This window comes from Cellulomonas sp. HZM, from assembly GCF_000708885.1.
In the GTDB taxonomy this organism is placed as follows: domain Bacteria; phylum Actinomycetota; class Actinomycetes; order Actinomycetales; family Cellulomonadaceae; genus Cellulomonas.
The window spans coordinates 68,310-94,058 of the sequence record NZ_JEOE01000006.1 but is presented as its reverse complement, the minus strand read 5'-3'; the positions used below and the strand labels follow the sequence as shown (position 1 = coordinate 94,058).

General features: G+C 74.5%; 21 protein-coding genes. 16 read left to right on the top strand and 5 right to left on the bottom strand.

Going from position 1 to position 25,749, the window contains the following annotated elements:
• Positions 1-32: 32 nt before the first annotated feature.
• Positions 33-5,135, bottom strand: a complete 5,103-nt coding sequence (locus tag AW16_RS0105560; protein ID WP_029288836.1) for an ATP-dependent helicase — start codon at positions 5,133-5,135, stop codon at positions 33-35.
• A gap of 97 nt (positions 5,136-5,232) precedes the next feature.
• Here AW16_RS0105560 and AW16_RS0105555 point away from each other — a divergent pair, with 97 nt between their 5' ends.
• The 7 genes from AW16_RS0105555 (at position 5,233) to miaB (ending at position 13,575) form a co-directional block, all read left to right on the top strand.
• On the top strand, positions 5,233-5,466 hold the full coding sequence (locus AW16_RS0105555; protein WP_029288835.1) for a DUF3046 domain-containing protein: 234 nt from the start codon (positions 5,233-5,235) through the stop codon (positions 5,464-5,466).
• A 27-nt stretch (positions 5,467-5,493) separates the two neighbouring features.
• Positions 5,494-7,650, top strand: coding sequence for an alkaline phosphatase family protein (locus AW16_RS0105550; RefSeq protein WP_081861471.1), 2,157 nt, complete (start codon positions 5,494-5,496; stop codon positions 7,648-7,650).
• On the top strand, positions 7,647-8,405 hold the full coding sequence (locus AW16_RS0105545) for an MBL fold metallo-hydrolase (RefSeq protein WP_029288829.1): 759 nt from the start codon (positions 7,647-7,649) through the stop codon (positions 8,403-8,405). Before AW16_RS0105550 ends, AW16_RS0105545 begins: the two co-directional genes overlap by 4 nt.
• 235 nt (positions 8,406-8,640) lie before the next feature.
• Positions 8,641-9,678 (top strand): recombinase RecA, encoded by a 1,038-nt coding sequence (gene recA, locus AW16_RS0105540; protein WP_029288827.1) that lies wholly within the window; start codon positions 8,641-8,643, stop codon positions 9,676-9,678.
• A gap of 122 nt (positions 9,679-9,800) precedes the next feature.
• A complete protein-coding gene (locus tag AW16_RS0105535) occupies positions 9,801-10,265 on the top strand; it encodes a regulatory protein RecX (RefSeq protein WP_231495957.1) in 465 nt (154 codons plus the stop codon).
• Between the two features lie 134 nt (positions 10,266-10,399).
• On the top strand, positions 10,400-11,965 hold the full coding sequence (gene rny / locus AW16_RS0105530; protein ID WP_029288823.1) for a ribonuclease Y: 1,566 nt from the start codon (positions 10,400-10,402) through the stop codon (positions 11,963-11,965).
• A 32-nt stretch (positions 11,966-11,997) separates the two neighbouring features.
• Positions 11,998-13,575, top strand: a complete 1,578-nt coding sequence (gene miaB / locus AW16_RS0105525; protein ID WP_029288822.1) for a tRNA (N6-isopentenyl adenosine(37)-C2)-methylthiotransferase MiaB — start codon at positions 11,998-12,000, stop codon at positions 13,573-13,575.
• Between the two features lie 25 nt (positions 13,576-13,600).
• Here the strand turns inward: miaB and AW16_RS0105520 are convergent, their stop codons facing one another.
• Both AW16_RS0105520 and AW16_RS0105515 read right to left on the bottom strand, forming a co-directional pair.
• Complete coding sequence (locus tag AW16_RS0105520) at positions 13,601-14,125, bottom strand: YbjN domain-containing protein (protein WP_029288820.1); 525 nt, start codon at positions 14,123-14,125, stop codon at positions 13,601-13,603.
• Entirely contained in the window at positions 14,122-14,736 is a 615-nt protein-coding gene (locus AW16_RS0105515) for a YbjN domain-containing protein (RefSeq protein ID WP_029288819.1), read from the bottom strand. Before AW16_RS0105515 ends, AW16_RS0105520 begins: the two co-directional genes overlap by 4 nt.
• Positions 14,737-14,906: 170 nt before the next feature.
• On the opposite strand from AW16_RS0105515, the gene AW16_RS0105510 reads away from it, so the two are divergent.
• From AW16_RS0105510 to AW16_RS0105490, 5 genes are read left to right on the top strand one after another with little or no spacing between them, the layout of a single operon-like run.
• Positions 14,907-15,425, top strand: a complete 519-nt coding sequence (locus AW16_RS0105510; RefSeq protein WP_051681696.1) for a YbjN domain-containing protein — start codon at positions 14,907-14,909, stop codon at positions 15,423-15,425.
• The gene (locus AW16_RS18730; protein WP_029288816.1) at positions 15,422-16,213 is read left to right on the top strand and encodes a hypothetical protein; all 792 of its coding nucleotides are present in this window, start codon (positions 15,422-15,424) and stop codon (positions 16,211-16,213) included. The genes AW16_RS0105510 and AW16_RS18730 overlap by 4 nt, the downstream gene beginning before the upstream one ends.
• On the top strand, positions 16,210-17,166 hold the full coding sequence (gene miaA / locus AW16_RS0105500) for a tRNA (adenosine(37)-N6)-dimethylallyltransferase MiaA (RefSeq protein ID WP_029288814.1): 957 nt from the start codon (positions 16,210-16,212) through the stop codon (positions 17,164-17,166). The genes AW16_RS18730 and miaA overlap by 4 nt, the downstream gene beginning before the upstream one ends.
• A complete protein-coding gene (gene dapF, locus AW16_RS0105495) occupies positions 17,163-18,104 on the top strand; it encodes a diaminopimelate epimerase (protein WP_034648156.1) in 942 nt (313 codons plus the stop codon). Before miaA ends, dapF begins: the two co-directional genes overlap by 4 nt.
• Entirely contained in the window at positions 18,101-18,505 is a 405-nt protein-coding gene (locus AW16_RS0105490) for a thioredoxin family protein (RefSeq protein ID WP_231495956.1), read from the top strand. The genes dapF and AW16_RS0105490 overlap by 4 nt, the downstream gene beginning before the upstream one ends.
• 10 nt (positions 18,506-18,515) lie before the next feature.
• Here AW16_RS0105490 and AW16_RS0105485 read toward each other — a convergent pair whose 3' ends face one another.
• On the bottom strand, positions 18,516-19,121 hold the full coding sequence (locus tag AW16_RS0105485; RefSeq protein WP_029288805.1) for a class I SAM-dependent methyltransferase: 606 nt from the start codon (positions 19,119-19,121) through the stop codon (positions 18,516-18,518).
• A 162-nt stretch (positions 19,122-19,283) separates the two neighbouring features.
• Here AW16_RS0105485 and hflX point away from each other — a divergent pair, with 162 nt between their 5' ends.
• The 3 genes from hflX to AW16_RS0105470 are packed head-to-tail and all read left to right on the top strand — an operon-like array spanning position 19,284 to position 24,062.
• A complete protein-coding gene (gene hflX, locus AW16_RS0105480) occupies positions 19,284-20,807 on the top strand; it encodes a GTPase HflX (protein ID WP_029288803.1) in 1,524 nt (507 codons plus the stop codon).
• A gap of 49 nt (positions 20,808-20,856) precedes the next feature.
• Positions 20,857-23,007, top strand: a complete 2,151-nt coding sequence (locus AW16_RS0105475; protein ID WP_369794756.1) for an ATP-dependent DNA helicase — start codon at positions 20,857-20,859, stop codon at positions 23,005-23,007.
• 50 nt (positions 23,008-23,057) lie between these two features.
• On the top strand, positions 23,058-24,062 hold the full coding sequence (locus AW16_RS0105470) for an L-lactate dehydrogenase (protein WP_029288799.1): 1,005 nt from the start codon (positions 23,058-23,060) through the stop codon (positions 24,060-24,062).
• A 3-nt stretch (positions 24,063-24,065) separates the two neighbouring features.
• Here AW16_RS0105470 and lexA read toward each other — a convergent pair whose 3' ends face one another.
• Entirely contained in the window at positions 24,066-24,818 is a 753-nt protein-coding gene (gene lexA, locus AW16_RS0105465; RefSeq protein WP_029288797.1) for a transcriptional repressor LexA, read from the bottom strand.
• 228 nt (positions 24,819-25,046) lie between these two features.
• Between lexA and AW16_RS0105460 the strand changes: the two genes are divergently transcribed.
• Positions 25,047-25,448 carry a LysM peptidoglycan-binding domain-containing protein gene (locus AW16_RS0105460; RefSeq protein WP_051681689.1) on the top strand — a complete coding sequence of 134 codons (402 nt, stop codon included), beginning with the start codon at positions 25,047-25,049 and terminating at the stop codon, positions 25,446-25,448.
• Positions 25,449-25,749: the final 301 nt, after the last annotated feature.

The window sequence follows — 25,749 nt, the reverse complement described above, 5'->3', positions numbered from 1 at the left end:
CCTCACGACGGTGCCCCTCACGACGCTGTCCCTCACGTCGGGCCCAGGCGCATGCCGCGCGGTGTCGTGGTGAACCCGGCGGAGGTCAACGCCCGGCCGAGCGTCCCGCGCGCCGCTCCTCCCGCGAGGACCTCGGTCCCATCGATCCGCGCGATCGTGATCCGCCCGACGCGTCCGGCGCGGACCGTTGCCGCGAGCGCGTCGGCCGCGGCCGAGAGCGGTGCGTCGTCGTCGGTGAACGTGAGCGCGGTGCGGCCACCACGCTCGACGTAGAGGACGAGGACGCCGTCGACCAGCACGACGAGCGCACCGGCCTTGCGTCCCGGGCGGTGGCGGGGTGCGTCGGCGGTCCGGTCGCGCGGCGGTTCGGGCCACGCGAGCGCCGCACCGTACGGGTTCGCGGGATCGGTGGCCGCGAGGACCACCTCGTACGACGGCTCGGCGGACCCCGGCCCGACGCCGACCGCGGGGGCGGCCCCGAAGGGCCCACCCGCACGAGACGCGTCCGGGCCGGTCGTCGAGTCCCATGAACCGCCGTCCCATGCGCCGCCGTCCGACGCGCTGTTGTCCCACGAGCCGCTGTGCCCGGGCGCCGCGTCGTATGCCCGTGCGTCCGCGGCCCGTCGGGCCGCGGCCTCGACCAGCTGGGCGTCGACGCGGAGGCGGTCAACGGCACCAGGCAGGGCGAACTGCGATCCGCCGAGCCGCTCGACGAAGTACCCGCGCCGCACCTGGCCGGCCTGCTCGAGCGCGGCCAGGACCCGGTAGACGTCCGTGAAGCGGCCTCCGAGCCCCTCGGACGGAGCCACGGCGCGCGTGAGCACCCCGTGCCGGTCCAGCAGCTGCGCGGCGGCGGCATGGGCGCGCAGCGTCGGGTCGGGCTCGCGCGCGGGCAGCAGCGACCAGCGGCCGCCCGCGGCGCCGCCCGCCGGGTCCGTCGCCGCGGCGACACGCGCCGCCGCGCGCAGCCCGAGCCGCGGGCGCACGGCGCGCTGGCGGGGCGCGGCCGGACGGGTGCGGTGCGCGGTCGATCCCGTGCCGAGCCATGCGCGCAGCGGTGCGAGGCTGTCGTTGGTCACGAGTCCCGCCCACACCAGGTGCCACAGGGCGCCCGCGACGTCGACGCTGGACACGGCGCCCGCCGGGCCCCGAGCCGGCCCGGCGTCGACCTCGGAGCCGGGCCCAGCGTGAGGTCCCGCGTCAGGCACGGCGTCGAACCGGGCCCCGTCGGACGCGACCGCGAGCTGCTCACGCACGCGCTGCGTGAGCGGTCCGACGAACCATGCACCGCCTCCGTCGAGGGCGGCGAGCACCGCGCGGTGCAGCGGCGTCGACACGTCCACGCCGCGCTCGTCGCCGCCCGGCGCCGGAAGCGTGAGGTCGGCGACGGCGGTCGGGTGGAGCGACACCAGGCCGTCGTGCCCTGCGAGGGCCGAGTGCCCGGCCCACAGCACCTCACCGGCGGCCGTCAGCTCGTCGAGCATCGCGGGCGAGTAGTCGGCGACGCGCGCGGGCAGCACCAGCTGCTCGAGCGCGGACGCCGGCACGGGGTAGCCCGCGAGCTGCTCGACGACCCGCGCGACGCCGTCCACTCCCCGCAGCGCCGACCCGGCGGACGAGCGGACGGCACCCGTGACGGGCCGCACCCCGTGCCACCGGGGCAGGAACACCCCGAGCGTCGCGGGGTCGACCGGCTCGACCTGCGAGCGCAGCGCCGCGAGCGAGCGGCGACGCAGCGTGCGCAGCACCTCGGCGTCGCAGAACTCGTCGCCCGTGCCGCCCAGCACGTCCGGCCTGAGCCTGCCCTGGACCAGCACCCCCGAGCGCTCGAGCCGACGCAGCGACTCGGTCACCACCGCGACGCCCCAGCCGTGGTGCTCGGCCGCCTGAGCCGCCGCGAACGGGCCGTGCGTGCGCGCGTAGCGGCGCAGCAGGTCGCCCACGGGATCGGGCACGACCTCCGTGAACGCCTCCGGGACACCGACGGGGAGCGCGACGCCGAGCGCGTCGCGCAGCCGGCCGGCGTCCTCGATCGCGGCCCACTGCTCGGACCGCTCCGCGGGGACGCCGCCCAGCCGCACGCGGATCACGCGCCGCGAACGCTCGAGCTCGTCGAGCCACGCCTCGACGTGCTCGCGGACCTCGGGCTGCACGCGCTGGGCGAGCTCACGCGCGGGGAGCGGACCGTGGCGTCGGACGGCGTCGGCGAGCTGCTCGAGCGTGCCCGCCTGGCGGTCGGTCGAGCGGCCTGACAGCTGCGCCTCGGTGCGCACGACCTCGTCGGGGTCCAGCAGGTCCGCGAGCTGGGACTCGCCGCCCTGGCCGAGAAGCTCGGCGAGCAGCGTCGGGTCGAGCGTGAGCGCGGCCGCGCGTCGCTCGGCGAGCGGCGCGTCCCCGTCGTACAGGAACTGGGCGGTGTACCCGAACAGGAGCGTCTGCGCGAACGGCGAGGGCTGGCTCGTGGTGACCTCGACGACCTTGACCCGGCCCTGGGCGACGTCGCGCATCAGCTCGGTGAGGGCATCGATGTCGAAGTCGTCCTGCAGGCACTCGCGGACGGCCTCGAGCAGGATCGGGAAGTCGGGGTACTGCGCCGCGACCGAGAGCAGCTGTGCCGAGCGCTGGCGCTGCTGCCACAGGGGCTGGCGCCGGTCCGGCCGTCGCCGCGGGAGCAGCAGCGCACGCCCGGCCGCCTCGCGGAACCGTGCGCCGAACATGGCCGACGAGCCGAGCTCGGCGCGCACGGCGTCGACGACCTCGTCAGGGTCGACGAGCAGGTCGGCGATCCCCACCGAGGGGCCGCCCGCGTCGTCGAGCACGGGCTCGTCGGACCAGCCCGTGGCGGCGTCGAGCACGTCCGGCAGCCGTAGCACGATGCCGTCGTCGGAGTGCATCGCCGCGGCGTCCACGCCGTAGCGCTCGCGCAGCCGTGCGCCGACGACGATCGCCCACGGTGCGTGCACGCGCGCGCCGTAGGGCGAGTGCAGCACGATCCGCCAGTCGCCCAGCTCGTCGCGGAACCGCTCGAGCACCAGCGTGGTCTCCGACGGCACCGTGCCCGTCGCGGCCCGCTGCTCGCGCAGGTACGTCAGGAGGTTGTCGGCCGCCCAGGCGTCGAGCCCCGCGGCCTCGACGGTCGCGCGCGCGCCGTCGTCGTCCTGGTCCACCACCGAGCGCACCCAGCCACCCATGGCCCGGCCCAGCTCGGCGGGGCGTCCCGGCGCGTCGCCCTTCCAGAAGGGCAGCCGCCCGGGCAACCCGGGGGCGGGGGACACCAGGACCCGGTCGGGGGTGATCTCCTCGATGCGCCACGTGCTCGACCCGAGCGTGAACGTGTCGCCCGCACGCGACTCGTAGACCATCTCCTCGTCGAGCTCGCCCACACGCTTGCCACCGCGTACGCGACCGCCCGTGGTCTCCGGGTCGACGGGCACGTCGCTCGTCGTCGCGTCGCCCGCGAGGAAGACGCCGTACATCCCGCGGTCCGGGATCGTTCCGCCGCTCGTCACCGCGAGCCGCAGTGCGCCGGGCCGAGCGCTGAGCACGTCGGTCACGCGGTCCCACACGATGCGCGGCCGCAGCTCGGCGAACTCCTCGCTCGGGTAGCGCCCGGCGAGCATGTCCAGCACGGCCCGCAGCGTCCCGTCGCCCAGGGTCGCGAACGATGCCGCGCGCCGCACCACGGCCGCGAGCTCGTCGACCGTCCAGTCCTCGACCGCGACCATCGCCACGACCTGCTGCGCCAGGACGTCGAGCGGGTTGCGCGGGACGTGGAGCGCCTCGAGGCTGCCCGCGCGCATCCGCTCGGCCGTGACCGCTGCCGGGACCAGCTCGCCCCGGAACGTGGGGAACACGACACCGCGCGACACGGCTCCCACCTGGTGCCCGGCGCGCCCGACGCGCTGGAGACCCGAGGCGACGGACGGCGGTGCGCCGACCTGGACCACGAGGTCGACCGCGCCCATGTCGATCCCGAGCTCGAGCGAGCTCGTCGCGACGACCGCGGGCAGCCGGCCTGCCTTGAGCTCCGACTCGGTGCGCGTGCGCTCCGCGCGGCTCATCGAGCCGTGATGGGCACGCGCGAGGATCGTCGCGGCGTCCCGCGTGTCGACCCCGACGGCGGTGCCTGACTGGCCGGGGACCGCTGCCGCGTGCAGGTCCCCGGGCTCCGGGACGTCCTCACCCGTGCGGGCGGTCCACACCTCGTTCATGCGGGCGGTCAGCCGCTCGGCGCCGCGCCGGGAGTTGGTGAACACGAGCGTCGAGCGGTGCTCCGCGACGAGGTCGACGACGCGTTCCTCGACGTGCGGCCACACCGAGGCGCGCACGGGCGGCGCGCCCTCCTCCTCGTCCGCGGGCCGCGCGAGCTCCGTGAGGTCCGGCACGGGCACGACGACGTCGACCTCGATGCGCTTGTCCGACGGCGGCTGCACGACGCGCACGGGCCGACCGCCGGAAGCCGGTGACCGTTCGCCCGCGAGGAACTGCGCGACCGCCTCGACCGGGCGGACCGTCGCCGACAGCCCGATCCGCTGCGCGGGGCCGGGGCCTCCCTCACGGTCGAGGAGAGCGTCGAGCCGTTCGAGCGAGAGCGCGAGGTGCGCGCCGCGCTTGGTGCCCGCGACCGCGTGGATCTCGTCGACGATCACCGTGCGCACGCCCGCGAGGCCGGCACGAGCACCCGACGTCAGCACCAGGTAGAGCGACTCGGGCGTCGTGATGAGCACGTCCGGCGGTCGCGTCGCGAACGCCCGCCGCTCGGCGGGCGGGGTGTCCCCGGTACGGATCCCGACCCGGACCTCGGGCAGCACGAGGCCCGACCTCGTCGCGGCCTGGCCGATGCCGACGAGCGGCGATCGCAGGTTGCGCTCGACGTCGGTGGCGAGCGCCTTGAGCGGCGAGACGTAGACGACGCGGCACCGCTGCAGCGGGTCGTCGGGGACGGCACCCGTGAGCAGGTCGTCCAGCGCCCACAGGAACGCGGCGAGCGTCTTGCCGGACCCGGTCGGGGCGACGACCAGCGCGTGGTCTCCGCTCGCCACCGCGTCCCACGCTCCCTCCTGCGCGGCGGTGGGCGCGACGAACGCGCCCGAGAACCAGTCCCGGGCGGGCGCGGAGAAGCGGTCGAGCACCACCCGCACATCGTCGCAGGAGGCACCGACACGTGCCGCGGGCGCCGGCGCCGCGTGGAGTCGTCCGCACCTGTCGTGCGTGGGTGGCAGGCTGTGCGGCGTGAGGTTCCGAGAGTTCTGGCAGCTGGTCGACGAGGTCCTGGGCAGCGCCCACGGGCGCGAGCTCGTGCGCACGTTCGTCGTCGGTGGCCTGGGGGACCGCACGGCCCAGCAGGCGCTCGACGACGGGGACGAGCCGCGCACGGTGTGGCACGCGCTGTGCGACGCGCTCGAGATCCCCGAGCCGCAGCGGTGGGGGACCGACGAGCACCGTCAGGCACCGCCCCGCCGATAGCCCACGTCCCGCACATCGAGGAGACGCATGACCGAGCCGACGCCGAGCCCGGCCAGCCCGTCCAACCCGTCCAGCCCGGCCAGCCCGTCCAGCCCGACAAGCTCAGCCGCCTCGGGCCCGCCGCCCGTCGACGCGCGCTGGCGGCCCGACCTTGCCGACCTCGCCGACGCCGGGCTGAGCCTCGCCGTCACCGCGCTCGGGCTCGGGGCCGGGATCGCCCTCGTCGACGAGGTCGGTGCGCGCTCGTGGGTGGCGGTCGTCGGTGCGGCCGCGCTCGTCGCGCTCGGCGACCTCGCCCTGCGGGCACCTCTGCGCGTGCTCGCACGTGCGGCGGGGGCGGGCGGGGCGCTCGTCGCCGGTCTCGCGGCCCAGGTGGGCATCGCGTGGCTCGCTCTCGCGCTCGTGCCGGGCATCCGCGTGAGCTCGGGCTGGGGGGTCGTGCTCGTCCTCGTCGTGACCGCGCTCGTCATGGCCGTGGGGCGGTGGGTCTGGGGTGCGAACGACTCGGACTACGTCGTCGCCGACGTGCTGCGTCGCGCCCGTCGCCGGACCAGGCACGAGCGCGCCGCCGCAGCCGGCGCCGACGCCCTCCCGCCGGGGATGCTGGTGGTGCAGCTCGACGGCGTCGGCGCGCCGGTCCTGGCCGAGGCGATCGAGGCAGGCCTGACCCCGACGATGCAGCGGTGGCTCACCGACGGCACGCACACGCTCGAGACGTGGTGGGCGCGCGTGCCGTCGACGACGCCCGCGAGCCAGGCGGGCATCCTGCACGGCGACTCGTCGCAGATCCCTGCGTTCCGCTGGTGGGACCGGGACCTCGGGCGGCTCGTCGTGACGAACCACCCGGCGGACGCAGCGCTGGTCGAGGCGCGCATCTCGGACGGCGCGGGGCTGCTCGCGGGCGGTGGCACGACGGTGTCGACGATGTTCTCCGGCGATGCCGCGCGGACGTACGTCGTCATGAGCCGCACGCGCGCCCGCGGCCCCGACGGGAGCCCCGCGGGTCTCGGTCCCGGACCGGACTTCCTGCGCTTCTTCGCGAGCCCCTTCGTGCTGGCGCGCGCGGTCACGCTGACGATCGGGGAGATGGTCAAGGAGCTGTACCAGGCCCGCCGCCAGCGCGTGCGGGGGGTGCAGCCGCGGATGTCGCGCCGAGGCTGGTACGTGCTGCTGCGCGGCGTCACGAACGTCGCGATGCGTGACCTGTCGACGTCCCTGGTGGCGGAGTCGGTCATGCGGGGGGACCCGGTCGTCTACGTCGACCTCGTGGACTACGACGAGATCGCGCACCACGCGGGCCCGACGCGGCCGGAGTCGCTGCGTGCGCTCGAGGGTCTCGACCGCGTGCTGCACACGCTCGAGCAGGCGGTCGCCGCTGCGCCGCGCGCCTACCGCATCGTGGTCCTCTCGGACCACGGGCAGACCCTCGGCGCGACGTTCGAGCAGCTCGAGGGCCGCCCTCTGGTCGATCACGTGCGGGCGCTGATGGGCGAGCCGGGCGCCGACGGCGTGACGACCGTCTCGTCGGAGGACTGGGGGCCGCTGAACGCGCTGCTCAGCTCGGCGTTCGACAGCAGGCACGCCGTCCTAGGGCCGGTCGCCGCGCCCGACGCGACGCGTGCCCGCACCGGCGCCGACGTCCCGGACGTCGCCGTCGTCGGCTCGGGGAACCTGGGCCTCGTCTGGTTCCCGCGGGTCCCGCAGCGGCTGCGGTTCGAGGAGCTCCAGGCGCGGTGGCCCGGCCTGGTCGCGGGGCTCGCCGCGACGCCGACCGTCGGGGTCGTCGTGGTGGACACGCTCGCACGCGGGCTGGTGGCGATCGGTGCGGGCGGGATCGTCGGCCTCGAGGACGACGAGCCCGCCGAGGGCGACGACCCGCTCCTGGCCTACGGACCCCGCGGGCGGGCGGACCTCGCACGTGCCGCGCGACTCCCGCACACGGGCGACCTGCTGCTCGTCTCGCGCGTCGACGAGCGCGGGCACGTGCATGCGTTCGAGGAGCAGGTCGGCTCGCACGGCGGCATCGGGGGCTCGCAGAACCGCGCGATGCTCCTGCACCCGGTGGGCTGGCCCGTCGCCGACGACCTGCGCGAGCAGGTGGGCGACGAGGCGATGCTCGTCGGTGCCGAGAGCGTCCATGCCCAGCTCGTGCGGTGGGCCGCGGCGCAGGGGCTGCGGCCGTGACCGAACGGGTGCGCTGGCTCGGCCACGCGAGCGTCGTCCTCGACGTCGCGGGGAAGCGTCTGCTCACCGACCCGCTCCTGCGCGCGCACGCGGGCCTGCTGCGGAGGCGGGGCCGGACGCCCGCGCGCGAGCACTGGGCGGGACCGGATGCCGTGCTGCTCTCGCACCTGCACCACGACCACGCAGAGCTCGCCTCGCTCGAGCGCGTGCGCGACGTCCCGCTGCTCACGGCACCGGCCAACGCCAGGTGGCTGCGCGCGCACGGGCTGCCGCACGCGACGGGCGTCGCGACGGGGCGCTGGGTGGAGGTCGGCGCGGTGCGCGTCGCTCCCGTCGTCGCGGTGCACGGGCACCGGCCGATGCCGCACCGGCCCAACGCGGCCAACGGCTTCCTGGTCGACGCCCCGGGCCTGCGCGTGTGGTTCGCGGGGGACACCGAGCCGTTCGCGGCGATGGCGGACCTGCCGGCGCTCGCGGGCGGTGCCATCGATCTCGCGCTCGTGCCCGTGGGCGGGTGGGGGCCGCGACTCTCGGGCGGCCACATGGATCCCGTGCAGGCCGCGCGTGCGTGCGCCGTGGTGGGTGCGCGCGCCGCTGTCCCGGTGCACTGGGGGACGCTGCACGCACCGGCGTCGCGCCGACTGCCCCCGGGGTGGATGGACCGTGCAGGCCCGGCGTTCGGTGCCGCGCTCGCACGTGAGGCACCGGGATGCCGGGCGCTGGTGCTCGAGCCGGGCGACGCGCACGACCTGTGACGTGTCGCTGAGACGTCTTCTCGGCGTGTCGCTGACGTCGAACATGTGTACGGGTAGAGTCGCTCGCGGGTGACACGGTCGAACCGTCCACAGCCCGCGCCGACGAGGGTCCGCGCACAGGGCCGGGGCGTGACGGCCGTCGTGTCGGTGGTCGGGCATAGCGTCACCCGCGACGACAAGGACCAGCCCCCGCAGGCGCAGCGACCCGCTGCTCGAGACGACGAAGGTGGACACCATGCCCGCTCCCCAGGACCGCGAGAAGGCCCTCGAGGCCGCCCTCAGCCAGATCGACCGCCAGTTCGGCAAGGGATCCGTGATGCGCCTCGGTGACGAGGGGCGTGCTCCCGTCGAGGTCATCCCCACCGGCTCGATCGCGCTCGACGTCGCTCTCGGCATCGGCGGTCTGCCGCGTGGGCGCGTCGTCGAGGTCTACGGTCCCGAGTCCTCCGGCAAGACGACGGTGGCGCTGCACGCGGTCGCCAACGCGCAGCGTGCCGGCGGCATCGCGGCGTTCATCGACGCCGAGCACGCGCTGGACCCGGAGTACGCGAAGAAGCTCGGCGTCGACACCGACGCGTTGCTCGTCTCGCAGCCGGACACCGGTGAGCAGGCGCTCGAGATCATGGACATGCTGATCCGCTCCGGCGCGATCGACATCATCGTCATCGACTCGGTCGCGGCACTCGTCCCCAAGGCCGAGATCGAGGGCGAGATGGGCGACAGCCACGTCGGTCTCCAGGCCCGCCTCATGTCGCAGGCGCTGCGCAAGATCACCGGCGCGCTCAACCAGTCCGGCACGACGGCGATCTTCATCAACCAGCTGCGCGAGAAGATCGGCGTGTTCTTCGGCTCTCCCGAGACGACGACGGGTGGCAAGGCGCTGAAGTTCTACGCATCGGTGCGTATGGACATCCGTCGCATCGAGACCCTCAAGGAGGGCACGGAGCCGGTCGGGAACCGCACGCGCGTCAAGGTCGTGAAGAACAAGATGGCGCCGCCCTTCAAGCAGGCGGAGTTCGACATCCTGTACGGCGTCGGGATCTCCCGCGAGGGCAGCCTCATCGACATGGGCGTCGAGCACGGGTTCGTGCGCAAGTCGGGTGCCTGGTTCACGTACGAGGGTGACCAGCTGGGCCAGGGCAAGGAGAACGCCCGCAAGTTCCTGCGGGACAACCCGGACCTGGCCGACGAGCTGGACAAGAAGATCAAGGAGAAGCTCGGCGTCGGCGCCCGGCTCGACGCGCCGGCCGAGCCCGTCGAGGTCGACTTCTGACGGCCGGGCGAGCCGGCCGCGGGGCCTCCGGACGGCGCATGCGCACGTCGGAACCCGAAGCGACGGGTGACCCCCAGCAGGATCGCGAACCGGATCCTGAGGGGGTCGCCCGGGCGATCGCGTTGCGGCTGCTCACGGACGCGCCGCGCAGCAGGGCTCAGCTGCGCGACGCGATGGCCCGCAAGGACGTGCCTGAAGACGTCGCCGAGGCCGTGCTCGACCGGTTCGTCGAGGTCGGTCTGATCGACGACGCGGAGTTCGCCGGGATGCTCGTGCGTACCCGCCACCAGGAGCGTCACCAGTCGCGTCGGGCCATCGCGGTGGAGCTCCGCCGCAAGGGCGTGGACGACGAGACGGCACAGGTCGCGCTCGAGCAGGTCGGCTCGGACGACGAGGAGTCCGCGGCTCGGGTGCTGGTGCGTCGCAAGCTCGCGCAGACGGCGTCGCTCGACGCTCAGGTGCGTGCACGGCGCACGTATGCGGCCCTGGGGCGACGGGGCTACCCGCCGGCGATGGTGGGGCGCATCCTGCGCGAAGAGCTCGCGGCGCTCGACGGCGCCGACGAGGTCGTCCCGTTCGACGACTGATCGTGAGACCGGTGCTCGTCGCACGGGACTTGTCGGCACACTCAGGGCAGGTCGCCGCGTCGGGCCTGATCACGGGCTCGGCGTGAGTCACAATGTCCCCGGACCGGCGGCGGTGCGGCGAAGGGAGGTGCACGGTGGACTGGCGGACGACGACGACCATCATCGGCCTGCTGGGTGCGTGCCTCGTGGCGCTCATCCTCGTCCTCGTCGCACGGCGTGAGGCGTCGCAGCGGCGCGCGGAGGCGGCGCGCGACGTCGCGGAGATCCGCGAACGGGCACAGCTCGTGATCGCCGAGTCCGAGCGGCGCGAGCGGCGGCTCGCCGAGCGCGAGAAGGCCGTCGCCGACGAGCAGGACCGCGTCGACGAGCTCGGCCGGCGCGTGCGCGAGAGGTCGGACGCGCTCGCGCAGCGGGAGCGCGAGGTCGAGCGTGGGGCGGACGCCGCGGAGCGCGAGGCGAACCGACGGCTCGCGGACGCGGAGCGCGAGGCCGCCCAGCTGGTGTCGGACGCGCAGGCGCAGGCGGACGAACGCCGCGTCGCCGCCGAGCGCGAGGCGGTCGCAGAGCTGGAGTCCGTCACCGGGCTCACGGCCTCGGAGGCGCGCGAGGAGCTCACGCGCAGGATCGTCGAGCAGGCGCGCAACGACGCCGAGTCGGCGGTGCGGCGCGTGCAGGCACAGGCTCGTCGGTCGGCCGACGCCAAGGCGCGCCGGATCGTCGCGACGGCCGTCCAGCGCACCGCGGTCGGGACGAGCAACCCGCCGGCGGTCACGGTGCTGGCGCTGCCGAGCGACGACATGAAGGGCCGCATCATCGGCAAGGAAGGTCGCAACATCCGCACGTTCGAGGCCCTGACCGGTGTGAACGTGCTGGTCGACGAGCAACCCGGCTCGGTGCTGCTGTCGTGCTTCGACCCGGAGCGGCGCGAGGTCGCGCAGGTCGCGCTCGAGGCGCTCATGACCGACGGTCGCATCCACCCGCAGCGGATCGAGGCCGCGTACGCGGACGCGGTCGCCGGAGCGCCCGAACGCACGGTCGCCGCAGGCCACGACGCGGCGGAGCGCGCGGGCGTGCGCGGGCTCCACCCGGAGATCGTGAGCACGCTCGGGCGGCTGCGGCTGCGGACGTCCTACGGCCAGAACGTCCTGGAGCACCTCGTGGAGTGCGCGCTGATCGGGGCGTCCGTCGCCGCGGAGCTCGGCGCGGACATCGAGACGGCTCGTCGCGCGGCGTTCCTGCACGACCTCGGCAAGGCGGTCTCCGCGGAGGTGCCGGGCACGCATGCGCTCCTGGGCGCAGACATCGCCCGACGGCACGGCGAGTCCGACGTCGTCGTCAACGCGATCGCCGCGCACCATGACGAGGTCCCGGTCGAGACGGTCGAGGGCGTCGTCGTGCAGATCGCCGATGCGATCTCCGCATCGCGCCCCGGAGCGCGCCGCCAGGAGCTCGACCAGTACGTCGAGCGGATCGACAAGCTCGAGCAGCTCGTCGCGGCCCATGCGGGTGTCCGCCGCGCGCTCGCGATGTCGGCCGGCCGCGAGGTGCGGGTCGTGGTGGAGCCGACCGAGGTGTCGGACCGGGACCTGCCGCAGCTGGCCGTCGCGATCGCCCGGCACATCGAGCAGGACCTGGTGTATCCGGGCGAGATCACGGTCACCGTGGTCCGCGAGATCCGCGCGAGCGCGACGGCCGGCTGAGCGGGGTGCGCCGCGTCGTACCCTTGGCGGTGATGTCCACGACCCTCGCCCAGAGCGCCCCCCAGAGCGCCGCCCACAGCGCGGCCGCCGACCTGCCCGTCGCAGCGGAGCCGCAGCGCGCACGCACCTACGTCGTCAAGACGCTCGGGTGCCAGATGAACGTGCACGACTCGGAGCACATGGCCGGGATGCTCGAGCAGGCGGGTTACGTGGCGGCGACGCCCGCGGACGCGGCCACCGAGGACGCGGACGTCATCGTCATCAACACGTGCGCGGTGCGCGAGAACGCCGCGGACAAGCTGTACGGCAACCTCGGTCGGCTCGCAGGGACCAAGAGGCAGCGCCCCGGGATGCAGATCGCGGTGGGCGGCTGCCTCGCGCAGAAGGACCGTGCGGGGATCGTCGAGCGTGCGCCGTGGGTCGACGTCGTGTTCGGCACGCACAACCTCGACGTGCTCCCGGTGCTGCTCGAGCGCGCGCGCCACAACGAGGCCGCAGCGGTCGAGATCGCGGAGTCGCTGCAGGTGTTCCCGAGCACGCTCCCGACGCGGCGCGAGTCGGTCTACGCGGGCTGGGTGTCGATCAGCGTCGGCTGCAACAACACGTGCACGTTCTGCATCGTGCCGCACCTGCGCGGCAAGGAGCGCGACCGCAGGCCGGGGGAGATCCTCGCCGAGGTCCGGGCCCTCGTCGACCAGGGCGCGATCGAGGTGACGCTGCTCGGGCAGAACGTCAACTCCTACGGCGTCGAGTTCGGCGACCGCGGCGCTTTCGCGAAGCTGCTGCGCGCCGCCGGGGCCACGCCGGGCCTGGAGCGGCTGCGGTTCACGAGCCCGCACCCCGCGGCCTTCACCGACGACGTGATCGAGGCGATGGCGCAGACGCCCACCGTCATGCCGCAGCTGCACATGCCGCTGCAGTCGGGCTCGGACCGGGTGCTGCGCGCCATGCGCCGCTCGTACCGGTCGGAGAAGTTCCTCGGCATCATCGACCGTGTCCGCGCGGCGATGCCGCACGCGGCGATCACGACGGACATCATCGTGGGCTTCCCCGGCGAGACCGAGGAGGACTTCGCCGAGACGCTGCGGGTGGTCGAGGCGTCGCGGTTCTCGTCGGCCTTCACGTTCCAGTACTCGCCCCGCCCCGGCACGCCCGCTGCAGAGCTGCCCGAGCAGCTGCCCAAGGCCGTGGTGCAGGAGCGGTACGAGCGGCTCGTCGCGCTCCAGGAGCGCATCTCCCTCGAGGAGAACCAGGCCCAGGTCGGCCGGACGATCGAGGTGCTCGTGGCCGAGGGCGAGGGGCGCAAGGACGGTGCCACCGCGCGTCTGTCGGGGCGTGCCGCGGACAACCGCCTCGTGCACTTCTCGCTCCCGCCGGCAACGGCCGACGACGCGCGCCCCCGTCCCGGCGACCTCGTCACGGTGACCGTGACGCACGGCGCGCCCCACCACCTGGTCGCGGACGGCGACCACGTGACCGTACGGCGTACGCGTGCGGGTGACGCGTGGGAGCGTCGTGAGGCGGGCGACGACGAGCACGGCCACGGTGACGCGTGCGGGACGGGCGCGTCAGTCGGTCCTGTGGTGCTCGGGCTGCCGACGCTGCGCTGAGCGAGGGCGCACGGGCGCGACCGCGTCAGTTGTCGGGCACGTCCCCGGGCGGCGCGTCGTCGCCGGGCAGGAGCTGCTCGAGCGACGCGAACAGCTGCACCCCGGTGCCGAGCCCGCAGGCCAGCACCTGCGCGAGCTGCTGGTCGTTGACGCCTGCCTCGAAGTCGGCCGAGACCTCGCTGTAGAGCGCGAGCATCCCGTCCTCCTCGCGCACGTACGCCTTGGGCCAGATCCGCTCGCGGTTCCAGTCGTTGAGCGCGAGCGAGACCGCCGCACGCTGGTCCAGCGGGAGCTGACGGTGCCAGCGACCGCGCACCTGCACGATCTCGTCGGCCTCGCCCAGCAGCAGGAACCAGAACCGGTTGCCGTCCCACGTCCCCGTGAGGTCGCCGTCGTCGTCGACGACGAACCGGTACCCGTGCTCGAGCAGGTACTCGCCGAGCCGGTCACGGTGCGGCGCGCGGATCGGGTCGTCGTCGTCCGGCACGGACTTCGGCGGCTTGGGCAGGCCGCCGAGCACGCGCTGGAGCCAGCCCGGGGTACCGGTCACGGCGCGCTCCCAGCGGGGTCGGGGTAACGCTCGTCGAGCGCGTCGAAGAACATCGACCCGGTCGACAGGCCGCAGAACAGGAGCTGGCTGAGCTGCGCGTCGTTGACGCCGTGCTCGAGGTCGGTCGCGACCTCCGAGACGACGTGCACGCGGCCGTTGTCCCGGACGCGGACGTACGCCTTGGGCCAGATGCGGTCGGCGTTCCACTCGTTGCACACGTCGAGCACCTCCTCGAGGCGCTCGATCGAGACCTCGCGGTGCCACTGGCCGCGGACCTGCAGGATCTCGGCGTTCTCGCCGAACAGGAAGAAGTAGAACAGCCGCCCCCGCCACAGGCCGCCGAGGTCCCCGTCGTTGTCGACGAAGTACGAGAACTGGTTGTCGGTCATCCAGGCCGCGATGCGCGCGGGGGTGACCGGTGCGGGGTTGTCGGGCGCCGGCTCCGCGACGCCGAGCTCGCGTGCGAGGAGCTCGGCGACCTGCGCGTGCAGCTCGTCGTCGGTCCGCTCGTCGTCCGTCGGGCCCTGCGCTCGCGTGGAGCGTGACCTCCCGGCGGCAGCGGGACGCGAGCGCCGCCACCAGCGGCGGCCCCGGTCCTCGTGCGACGCCATGCGGCCGACAGTACCCGCGGAACCCGGGCGGTGGGGGACGACACCATGGTCCGCGCGCACGTGCGGGCGTGGGCACCAGCACCCGCCGAGGGACGTTAGGGTTCAGGGAGCACGAGATCCACGAGCGATCCACCCGGACACGATCCACGACCCGAGACACGGTGACGACGATGACCTTCGACCCCGCTGCGCTGCCCGACCTGGGCCCGGTGCCCGACCTCGCACCCGTCTCGCGCGACCGGGTGGCCGCACGCCTCGACGCGCGCGGCTACAACTACGGCATCGACGACGACGGCGACATCGGCGGCCGGTGGGACGACCACGTCTTCTTCTTCCTGCTCATGGGCAGCAAGAAGGAGTACCTGCAGGTGCGCGGCCGCTGGGCGCGCACGCTGCCCGCGTCGGAGCTCGGTCAGGTGCTCGTCGCCGCGAACGAGTGGGCCTCGAGCCGCATCTGGCCGAAGATCTACGTCAACGTCGAGGACGGCAACCTCGGGATCTACGCGGAGCACGCCGTGGACTACGAGTACGGCGTGACCGACGGCCAGCTGGACCTGCACCTGGGGTGCGCGATCTCGACGTCGCTCGCGTTCTTCGAGGCGCTCGACGCGCGGTACCCGCAGGAGGTCGCCGCTGCGAAGGCGGAGATCGCGCGCCTGACCGAGCAGTCGGGCGAGCAGCAGGGGTGAGCGCTGCCGCCCTCGTACCGGGCACGGCGCTGCTCGTGCCGGGAGCCGGGGGCACGATCGACGTCGCGGCGGCGTTGCGTGCAGCCGCGCTGGACGCCGTGGCGCACGTCGTCGCCGTGGCGCGCGAGAGCGCGGGCGTCGGGCACGACGCACGACGGGCGGCGGGTGACGAGGGCCACGGGGGCATCGTTGTCGTCGCCGCGGCGCCTGTGACTCGCGAGGCCCGCGGGCGGGTCCGGGCGTCGCTCGCCGCCGCGGGGGTTCCCGACGGGCAGCTCGGGTGGCCGGTCCCCGAGGTGGTGTGCGGCGACGACGACTGGGCGCCGGTCGGCGTCCCGGCGGCGGTCGGCCTGCACCTGCTCGCGCGCTCCGGGTGGCCCGGGCGTGTGCGCGTGCTCGAGGTGGGCGCGGACGCCGACGACGAAGCCGTCGCGGTCTGTGCGCGCGCGGCGGGTCTCGTGGTCGTCGGCTCGCTCAGCGGGCGGCACGGCCCGGACGCCCCGCTCGCCGACGACGAGCGCGCGCCGGCGTACGACGAAGCGCTCCTCGCGGACCTCGCGACGGGGTCCGACGACGCTCGCGCGCGCATCGCGCAGCTCGACCTCGAGCTGGCGCGTGGGCTCGCCGTGACAGGACTGCGTCCGTGGCAGGTGCTCGTCGCCGCATGGGCGGGACTCCCGGTGCGGGCAGGCCTGGTGCACGCGCAGGTCGTCGCGGGCGCGCAGCACGCCGTGGCGTCGTGGCAGGCGGGCGAGATGCTCGCCGGACCCACGGCGGTCGCGCCGTGAGCCTCGTCGTCGCCGTGGTCGGCCCCACCGCCACCGGGAAGTCCGATCTCGGGATCGCGCTCGCACGAGCGCTCGACGGCGAGGTCGTCAACGCCGACGCGATGCAGCTCTACCGCGGGATGGACGTGGGCACGGCGAAGGTGACCGCGGCCGAGCGTGCCGAGGTCGTGCACCACCTCCTCGACGTGCTCGAACCCGACGAGGACGCCACGGTGGCCGACTACCAGGCGCGCGCACGGTCGGCGCTCGAGGAGATCGCCGCCCGCGGTCGTCGCGCGGTCGCCGTCGGCGGGTCCGGTCTGTACGTGCGCGCGCTGCTGGACCACATGGAGTTCCCGGGCACGGACCCGGACGTCCGCGCGCGGCTCGAGGATCGGGTCGAGTCCGAAGGGGCACGTGCGCTGCACGCCGAGCTCGAGCGCCTCGACCCCGTGGCCGCCGCAGGCATCGGCCCGCGCAACGCGCGCAGGACCGTGCGCGCGCTCGAGGTCATCGAGCTGACCGGCAGGCCGTACTCGGCGTCCCTGCCGCAGCACGTCTACGAGGTCCCGGCGGTCCAGATCGGCCTCGACTGCGACCGCGCCATGCTCGATGCGCGGATCGCCTCACGGGTCGAGCGGATGTGGGACGGCGGGCTCGTGCAGGAGGTCGAGCGGCTGCTCGCGCACGGTCTGGGGCGCACGGCGTCGCGTGCCGTGGGCTACGCCGAGGTCGTCGCGATGCTCCGCGGCGAGATCGGGCCCGACGAGGCGCGCGCAGCGACGGCGGCAGGCACGCGCAGGCTGGCCCGCAAGCAGATGGGCTGGTTCGGGCGCGACCCGCGCGTGCACTGGCTGGACGCGCAGGACCCGCACCTGGTCGAGCGCGCGCTGGACCTCGTCGCGCGCGCGGACGCGGGCACGCTCGGACCGGGCTCCGACGACCCGGCCCCGCGCCGTACCCTGGGCTCATGACCGCCGCCTCCGCCACGCTGCGCGTGACCAAGGGCCACGGCACGCAGAACGACTTCGTGCTGCTCGACGACCGGGACGGCGATCTCGACCTCTCGCCGGAGCTGGTGCGTGAGCTCGCGGACCGCCGTGCGGGCCTCGGGGGCGATGGCGTGATCCGCGTGGTCGCGAGCCGCCGGCTCCCCGAGGGTGCGGCCGTGCTCGCGGACGAGCCGTCGGCGACGTGGTTCATGGACTACCGCAACGCGGACGGTTCGGTCGCCGAGATGTGCGGCAACGGCGTGCGCGTCTTCGCGGCGTTCCTCGAGCGGCTCGGCCTGTGGTCCGACGACGAGCTGGCGCTCGGCACCCGGGCGGGCGTACGGCGCGTGCGCCGGGTCGCCGCCCCGGACGGGGACGGCCCGTGGTTCGCGGTCGACATGGGGGCGTGGTCCGTGCCCGGCGGCGCGGACGCGGTCGCAGCCGGCTACGACGCCGAGGTCGACGTCCCCGGGCTCCAGGTCGCGCGTCCCGCGCTGAGCGTCGACGTCGGCAACCCGCACACCGTGGTCGTGCTGCGTGAGGAAGAGCTCGGCGCGGCCGATCTCACGCGCGCGCCGCTGGTCTTGCCCGTGCCACCCCACGGCACGAACGTCGAGCTCGTCGTGCCGCTCGGCGAGCGCGAGGTCGACGGCGTGGTTGCCGGTCACGTGCGCATGCGTGTGCACGAGCGCGGGGTCGGCGAGACGCGCTCGTGCGGCACGGGAGCCGTCGCCGCGGCGATGGCGGTGCGCACCTGGGCCGGGTCCGGGGCGCCGGACGTCTGGTTCGTCGACGTCCCCGGCGGCACCGTGCGGGTCACCGCGCTCGCGGACGGGCACGCCGAGCTCGCCGGCCCGGCGGTGCTCGTCGCGGACGCCGAGATCGACCTCGCGGCCGTGGTGGCCGGCCGACGACCGTGACGGATCGGCCCGAGCAGCCCGAGCGGCCGGGGACGGCCGTCCGGACCGCGACGGCTCCGTCAGGCGTCGTCGGTGCGGGTGCCGAGGGGCACGTCGTGCTGACGGCCGACGACCTGGGCTCCGACCTCGGTCGCAGCGCCACCGTGGTGCAGCTCTCGAGCACGTTCTGCCAGCCGTGCCGCATGACGCGGCTGGTCGTCGAGCGCGCCGTCGCGACGACGGCCGACGTCGCGTACGTCGACCTGGACGTCGCCGAGCACCTCGCTCTCGGTGAGCGACTGGGCGTGGACGTCACGCCGACCGTCCTCGTCCTCGATGCGGGCGGGTCCGTGCGGCACCGCGCGACCGGGGTGCCGCGCCTCGCGCAGGTGCGTGCGGCGATCGCCGCCGCGCAGGTCTGACCGGCGGGCGTCAGGCGGGCCCGACGGTCAGCACCCGGAAGCCGCGGCTGCTCGCCGTGCGCTCCACGGGTGTGCCGAGCTGGTCGGCCAGCCAGCGCTGCAACGAGTCGGCGCCCAGGTTCTTGCCGACGACGAGGTGGGCGACGCCGCCGTCGGCCAGGCGGGGGAGCCACCGCAGCAGCAGCTCGTGCAGCGCGGCCTTGCCGACGCGGATCGGCGGGTTGGACCAGATCGTCGTGAACCGCACGTCGTCGGGGACCTGGTCGGGGCGAGCGACGACCACACCGTCCAGGCCGTGCGCAGCGGCGTTGCGCACGACGAGGTCGAGCGCGCGGGCGTTGACGTCGACGGCCCACACGCGAGCGGCCGGGGACCGCAGCGCCATCGTGAGCGCCATCGGGCCCCATCCGCAGCCGAGGTCCAGCAGCTCACCCGACGCCGCGGGCGCGGGCACCTCGTCGAGCAGAACCTGCGTCGCGTGGTCGACGTGCCCGGGGGAGAAGATGCCGGCCGCGGTCTCGACGTCGAGCGTGCGGCCCGCGAGCTCCACGGTGATCGTGCGGCGCTCGTCGGCCGATGCGGGCTCCGCCGTGAAGTAGTGGTCGTGGCCGGTCACGCGCCGACCTTACCGGCGGGTGCGCGGTGCCGAGCCCGCCGGTACGCGCTCGGCCCGTGGCGAAAACGGTCGCACGGTCCTCCGGGTGCGTGCGACCCTGGAGGAGCCGCCGGCGCGAACCGCTCGGTCGGAGCTCGACCCGTCCAAGAACGAAGGAACCGCGTGAACGACCCGCAGCACACCGTCCGCGACCCGCAGGACACCCCGGTGACCCGCAGCGCGCAGGAGGTGGCCGACGACGTCGTCGCGCGGGTGCTCGCCCGGGCGGGCACAGCTGTCCAGGCCGGTGGGACGGTCCACTCGTCGTACGACGGCGACCAGCTCGACCTCGAGGAGCGCACGTCGCTGCGCCGCGTCGTCGGCCTGTCCACCGAGCTCGAGGACGTCACCGAGGTCGAGTACCGCCAGCTGCGACTCGAGCGCGTCGTGCTCGTCGGCCTGTGGGGCTCCGGGACGGTCCACGACGCCGAGGTGTCGCTGCGCGAGCTCGCGGCGCTCGCCGAGACGGCGGGCTCCGAGGTCCTCGACGGGCTGCTGCAGCGTCGTCGCTCGCCCGACCCCGGTACGTTCCTCGGCTCGGGCAAGGCCGCCGAGCTCGCGGGAGTCGTCGCCGCCGTGGGCGCTGACACGGTCGTCGTCGACGGCGACCTCGCACCGTCGCAGCGCCGTGCGCTCGAGGACATCGTGCGCGTCAAGGTGGTCGACCGGACCGCGCTGATCCTCGACATCTTCGCGCAGCACGCCAAGTCGCGTGAGGGCAAGGCCCAGGTGGAGCTCGCGCAGCTCGAGTACCTGCTGCCTCGCCTGCGCGGCTGGGGCGAGTCGATGTCCCGTCAGGCCGGTGGGCAGGTCGGCGGCGCGGGCGCCGGCATGGGCTCGCGCGGTCCCGGTGAGACGAAGATCGAGCTCGACCGCCGCCGCATCCGCAACCGCATGGCCAAGCTGCGGCGCGAGATCGCCGCGATGGAGCCCGCGCGCCAGACCAAGCGCGCGTCCCGCCGCAAGAACGCGATCCCCTCGGTCGCGATCGCGGGGTACACCAACGCGGGCAAGTCGTCGTTGCTCAACCGCCTCACGCACGCGGGCGTGCTCGTCGAGAACGCGCTGTTCGCGACGCTCGACCCGACCGTGCGGCGGGCCGAGACGACCGACGGCCGTGTGTACACGCTCGCCGACACCGTCGGCTTCGTCCGGGCGCTCCCGCACCAGCTGGTCGAGGCCTTCCGCTCGACGCTCGAGGAGGTCGCGGACGCGGACCTGCTGCTGCACGTCGTCGACGCCTCGCACCCGGACCCCGAGGGGCAGGTCGCCGCCGTGCGGCACGTGCTGGCCGACATCCCCGGCGCGATGGACGTGCCCGAGGTGATCGTGCTCAACAAGGCGGACCTCGCGGCCCCCGAGGTCATCGCGCGGCTGCGCTCGCGTGAGCTGCACTCGATCGTCGTCTCCGCGCACACCGGGGAGGGGATCGGCGAGCTCCAGGAGCTGATCGCGGACCTGCTGCCGCGCCCGGGCGTGCTCGTCGACCTCGTCGTGCCCTACCAGCGTGGCGACCTGGTGAGCCGCGTGCACGAGCACGGGGACATCGAGCACGAGGAGCACACGGCGGAGGGCACGGCCGTGCGGGCGCGCGTCGACGAGCAGCTCGCAGCCGAGCTGGAGGCGGTCGCGGTCCGCAGCGCCTGACGCGGCGGGAGGGGGTCTGACGACCTCATCGCGCGACTACGCTGACGCGGTGCCCGACGCCCCCGCCACCTCCACCGGACAGGTTCCGGACGACCGGTCGAAGGAGCGGGCCGACGAGCCCGGTGCCACCGAGCACGACGTCGCCGAGCGTGCTGCCGCCGCGGTGGCCGAGGTGGACGAGCTGCTCGAGGTCGCGGTCGGTGCGCTCGGGGGCCACCCCCGCGAGGGCCAGCAGCAGATGGCGCACGCGGTCGCGCAGGCACTGACGACGGGGGACCACCTGCTGGTCCAGGCTGGTACGGGGACGGGCAAGTCGCTCGGCTACCTGGTCCCCGCGGTGCGTCACGCGGTCGGCGCGGACGAGCGCGTCGTCGTCTCGACCGCGACGCTCGCGCTGCAGCGTCAGGTCGTCACGCGCGACCTGCCGCTCGTCGCGGACGCGCTCGCGCCGCACCTGCCCCGGCGGCCTGACATCGCGCTGCTCAAGGGGTGGCACAACTACGTGTGCGTGCACAAGGTCGCCGGCGGGTACCCGCAGGACGAGCCGGGCACGCTGTTCGACCTCGGCGAGCACACCGGTGCAGCCGAGCACCCTGCTCCCGAGGGCGACGGTCGGCCGGGCGAGCGCGAGTCGCTCGGCGCGCAGGTGCTGCGGCTGCGGGAGTGGGCCGACGACACGGGTACGGGAGACCGCGACGACCTGGTCCCCGGCGTGACCGACCGCGCGTGGAGGCAGGTGTCGGTCACGTCCCTCGAGTGCCTCGGGCAGAAGTGCCCCCAGATCGCGGAGTGCTTCCCGGAACGCGCCAGGGCCCGCGCCCGCGCGGCTGACGTCGTCGTGACCAACCACGCGATGCTCGGCATCGCCGCATCCGGCTCGCCCAACGTGCTCCCCGAGCACCAGGTGCTCGTCGTCGACGAGGCGCACGAGCTGACCGAACGCGTGACCGCGCAGGCCACGGCCGAGCTGTCGGCCGCGACGATCGAGCACGCCGCACGACTCACGCGTCGCCATGGCGCGATGGCGACGACCGACCTGGACTCCGCGGCGCAGGCGCTCGCGGCGCTGCTCGTCGCGACGCCCGAGGGCCGTTTCCCGCGCGGTCTGCCGGACGACCTGCGGACGGCCGTGGCCGCTGTCCGCGACGCGGCCCGGACGTTGCTCAGTGCGCTCAGGCCCGAGGGCGGCGGCAAGGACAAGGGAGACGCGGAGTCCGGGCTCAAGCTCGCCGCCTCGGCGATGCTCGTGCTGTTCGAGGTCGCCGAGCGCATGGCGGCGGACCCCGAGGACAACCGGCACACCGTGCTCTGGTGCGCGCGCGGGGACGACCGCCGCGGTGCGACCGTCACGCGCCTGCACGCCGCGCCGCTCGCCGTCAACGGTCTCATCCGCACGCACCTGCTCGCGGGTCGCTCGGCGGTGCTCACCTCGGCCACCCTGACGCTCGGCGGGTCGTTCGAGCCGACCGCGCGGGCGGTCGGCCTGGGGGAGCGGCCGTCGACCGACGGGCAGACCGGGGCCGGAGAGGCGCTCACGTGGCACGGCCTCGACGTCGGGAGCCCGTTCGACTACCGACGGCAGGGGATCTGCTACGTCGCACGACACCTGCCACCGCCGGGCCGCGAGCCCGCCACCGAGGCGCAGCTCGACGAGATCGAGGCGCTCGTGCGTGCCGCGGGCGGTCGCACCCTCGGGCTCTTCTCCTCGCGCCGGGCCGCGCAGGCCGCCGCCGAGGCGATGCGCGAGCGGCTCGACGTCCCGGTGCTCCTGCAGGGCGACGACCAGCTCCCGACACTCGTCGCGCAGTTCGCCGCGGACGAGCCGACCTGCCTGTTCGGCACGCTGTCGCTGTGGCAGGGCGTCGACGTGCCGGGCCGGTCCTGCAGCCTCGTCGTCATCGACCGCATCCCGTTCCCGCGGCCCGACGACCCCGTGCGCTCGGCGCGCGCGGACGCCGTCGCGGCGGGTGGCGGCAACGGCTTCATGGCCGTCTCCGCGACGCACGCGGCGCTGCTGCTCGCGCAGGGCGCCGGGCGCCTGATCCGGTCGACGACCGACCGCGGCGTCGTCGCGATCCTCGACCCGCGGGTCCGCACGGCGCGCTACGGCGAGTTCCTCGCGCGGTCGATGCCTGACTTCTGGCCGACGACGGACCGCGCGGCGGTGCTCGCGGCGCTCGGGCGGCTCGGCGCAGCCTGACACGACCCGCTAGCCTGCGAGGACGCCGTCTGACGCACCACGGAGGACCCATGACGCAGCCCGACGACCTCGACGAGCGGCCCCTGGTCGCGCCGCCCCAGCAGCCCAGGCGCACGTCGAAGCTGGCGATCGTCGGTGCCGGCGCGGTCGGCTCGACGATGGCCTACGCGGCCCTCATGCGTGGTGCCGCGCGGACGGTCGCACTGTTCGACATCAACCGCGCGAAGGTCGAGGCAGAGGCCCTCGACCTGGGTCACGGCATCCAGTTCATGCCGATGGCCGAGGTGATCGGGTCGGACGACGTCGCCGTGTGCGCGGACGCCGACGTCGTGATGTTCACCGCGGGCGCCAAGCAGAAGCCCGGGCAGACGCGGCTCGACCTCGCCGAGGCGACGATCTCGCTGGTCCAGAAGGTGCTGCCCGCCGTCGTCGAGGTCGCGCCGAACGCGATCTACGTCATGGTGACCAACCCCGTGGACGTCGTCACGTACGCCGCGCTGAAGATCGCGGGGCTGCCCCCGACGCAGCTGTTCGGCTCCGGGACGGTGCTCGACTCGTCGCGGCTGCGGTACCTCATCGCCCAGCACACCGGCGTCGCGGTGCAGAACGTGCACGCGTACATCGCGGGCGAGCACGGCGACAGCGAGCTGCCGCTGTGGAGCTCGGCGAGCATCGGCGCCGTCCCGCTGCTCGAGTGGGAGGGTCTCGGCTCGACCCCGCCGCTCACGGGTGCGGTGCGCGCCGAGATCGCGCGCGAGGTCGTCGACTCGGCCTACCGGATCATCGAGGGCAAGGGCGCGACGAACTACGCGGTCGCCCTGGCGGGTTCGCGCATCGTCGAGGCGATCCTCAAGGACGAGCAGCAGATCCTGCCGATCTCGACGCTGCTCGACGACTACTACGGCATCAGCGACGTGTGCCTGTCGGTCCCGACGATCCTGGGGGCCGCAGGGGTGGGTGCACGACTGACGGTCCCCATGTCGGTCGACGAGCTGCAGGGCCTGCGCGAGTCGGCCGACGCGGTGCGCTCGGTGGCGCGGCGCTTCGGGTACTGACCGTCAGAGGCTGCGCAGGACGCTGACGACGCGGCCGAGCACGACCGCGTCGTCGCCCGGGATGGGCGCGTACGACGAGTTCTGCGGCAGCAGCCACACGTGCCCGTCGGTCCGGCGCAGCGTCTTGACCGTCGCCTCGCCGTCGATCATGGCCGCGACGATCTCGCCGTTCTCTGCGACGGGCTGACGGCGCACGACGACCCAGTCGCCGTCGCAGATCGCCGCCTCGATCATCGAGTCGCCGCTGACCTTGAGCAGGAACAGCTCGCCGTCGCCGACCAGCTGGCGCGGCAGGGGGAAGACGTCCTCGACGACCTGCTCCGCGAGGATCGGGCCGCCCGCGGCGATGCGTCCCACCACGGGGACGTACGACGGTGTCGGTGCGCCGTCGCGCTCGGGCTCGTCGTCCGTGACGAACGGTGCACCGTCGCGCGCGCCCTCGCGCACCCAGCCCGGGCGCAGACCGACGCCGCGCGAGTCGTCGGGGTGCACGACCTCGATCGCGCGCGGACGGTTCGGGTCCCGGCGCAGGTAGCCCTTGCGCTCGAGAGCCATGAGCTGGTGCTTGACGCTCGACGGGCTGTTGAGCCCCACGGCCTCGCCGATCTCCCGCATGCTCGGCGGGTACCCGCGCGTCTCGACCGACGACCGGATCGTCTCGAGCACGAGCCGCTGCCGCGCGGTGAGCCCGTCGGGGCCCGCGGGTGCGTCGGGCAGGGCGTGCACCGTGGCCAGCTCGGGCTTCTCGTCGCTCACGTCGTCTCCTTCGCTCCGGCCACCGCGCCGGCCGAACGTGGGCCCGGTCCGCCGTGTCAGTGGTCGATGGTCTGCTGTCGCCTGCAGGGCCAGCCTAGGGGCGACAGCGGGTGATCTCAAACATCTGTTCGACGAGACCTCGACACGTGTCGCACCGGGGTGGTAGACATCGTACAGACGTTCTACGCACAAGCGTTCGATGGGCGTCGCCGACGAGGAGGGTTCGACATGAGCGCGATCGCGATGGGTCCCCAGGTGAGTGGCCGTGCCGGTGCCCGGGTGGCCGACGCGCGGCGGGTCTCGGTTCAGCACGTCGCCACGACGCGCGGCGCCGGGCTGCACGGCCTGACGCTGACCGGCCGGGGGCGCGCGCTGCTGCTCGTGATGGCGCTGGCGATGGTCGCGGTCACGGTACTCCTCGGAGGGCGCGCGCTCGCCGAGCAGCCGTCCGGCACGGGCGGGCTCGTCGAGCACGTCGTGGTGCAGGGCGAGACGCTGTGGGGCATCGCCAGCGCGTCGGTCGCACCGGGGGAGTCGGTCTCGACCGAGGTGCGCGAGCTCGTGCGCGTCAACCATCTCCCGAGCGCTGACGTGATGGCGGGTCAGACGATCCTGGTCCCCGCGGGCTGACCTGCGGGGGATCGTGCACGTGCAGGGATCCCGAGCGTGGAGCCGGCCTTGCACCACGGTCGCGCGCTGTGTAGGTTAGCCTTACCTCATTCGGTGAGCTGGGGGGCTTGCCGGAGGCGCGGGACCAGGGGGCACTGACGTCCTGCACCCGCAGTACCACGGCGGTCCGAGGCGAGTCGGACCGCACGGGACGGGGGCGTCCCGGCGGGGCGGTCGCCTGAAGGCGGCCGCCCCGTTCCTGTCTCATGTCCTGGTGCGACCGCACGCGACGGCGCCGAGGTGCTCTCGATCTCGGTTGCGA